1 protein-coding gene is annotated in these 1,433 nt (G+C 29.4%); it reads right to left on the bottom strand.

Translation table 11 applies throughout. The features are described 5' to 3' along the window. Window positions 1–357: 357 nt before the first annotated feature. Window positions 358–1,433: tyrosine-type recombinase/integrase (locus F3G98_RS10225; RefSeq protein ID WP_149726139.1), on the bottom strand; the 1,076-nt coding region annotated here is incomplete at its 5' end.

Genomic DNA, 1,433 nt, shown 5'->3' with positions numbered 1-1,433 from the left:
TTTTTATATTCTTAAGAGAATTTAGATAAAAATACCTCTTTTTAAACAAAAAATGGTCTTAAAATAGGTTTTTTACCTTAAATAAAAATATGAATTTTTACTTTTTTAATGCTTTAAAATATCGTTATTACCGAGCTTAGAAACGATTTAAGTTTTCTCATACACGCGCTGAAAAAGTTAAAAAACCGAAAAAAATAGCTATGTAAATGGCGATTTAAAGGGCTTTATCGGTTTTTTAAGCTGTAGTAAAAAACCAGTAAAAAACCGATGAAATAGCATTAAAAAAACGATATAAATTTTTAAAAAACCGAACCTTTTACTGATGTTTTATATCGTATGACTTTAAGATATTAACTTTTAAACAAATTGAACTAGATTGTTTAGGTAATCTGCATACCATTGCATTAAAATTCTATTTTGATCAATAGTTGCTGTCTGTCTTTCGTAGGCATATTTAACTGCATTGCTTTCTGTGTGCGCTAGAGCATTTTCTATTGTTTTTTCGCTTATGCCCAATTGTGCCAGATCCGTAAGATGTAAAGAGCAAATTGTTTTAAACGTGGCTCTAAAACCATGAGCAGAAGCTTTAGAATTATATTTTTCTCTGCCGCCTATATTTCTTATGGCATTACTAATGCTGTCTCTGTTAATATGACCTGTTTTTGTAAGAGACGGAAATACAAAGTTACTTTCTAATGGTGTATATTGTTTTTGTTCTAGTAAAACTGATAAAGCTTGCTTTGAGAGTGTAATTTGGTGTGCATGCCTCATTTTCATTTGGATAGGTGGAATAGTCCAAATTCCTTTTTTAAGATCTATATCTTTCCATTCAGCACTTACAGTATTGATGGGACGATTAACACATAAAATTTGGAGCATTACGGCTCTTTTGACTTGTAGATCTAATTTACTGTCATTTCGTAAATCAGTCAAAAACTCTTTTAACTCATTTTCATCTGTAATAGCTGGATATCTTGTGTCGATACCATTTCTAAGGCTAAAGCTGTTGGAAGTTGGAAATTCATCGTGTAAAGCCTTGCAAGGGTTATAATCTATATATCTATCTTTAATGGCATTTTCATATAGCGAATTTAGCGTATTTATAATTCTGTGTATAGTCTCAAGTCTTGATTTCTTTGGATTATACGGATTAAATAATGGTGTTAATATGGTTTTTAGATCATTAAATTTTATATCTTTAATATCAACATTACCAAATTTAGGCAAGATGTATTTTTTTATCCTAGATTTAATTTTATCTATATAAACCTTATCTAGCTGGTCTATTTTCTCTTTTTTATCAATATATCTATCAAATAGCTCTGAAATTCGATATTTATCTTTGGATCTTACAAAACCACTTTCAAATTTTCTTATAATTTCTATCGCATCTCTTCTTGCCTCAGCAACTGAGTAAATTCCCTCTCTAAACT

It is taken from the genome of Campylobacter concisus, assembly GCF_902460895.1.
In the GTDB taxonomy this organism is placed as follows: domain Bacteria; phylum Campylobacterota; class Campylobacteria; order Campylobacterales; family Campylobacteraceae; genus Campylobacter_A; species Campylobacter_A concisus_BC.
This window is presented reverse-complemented; position numbering and strand designations above follow the sequence as displayed.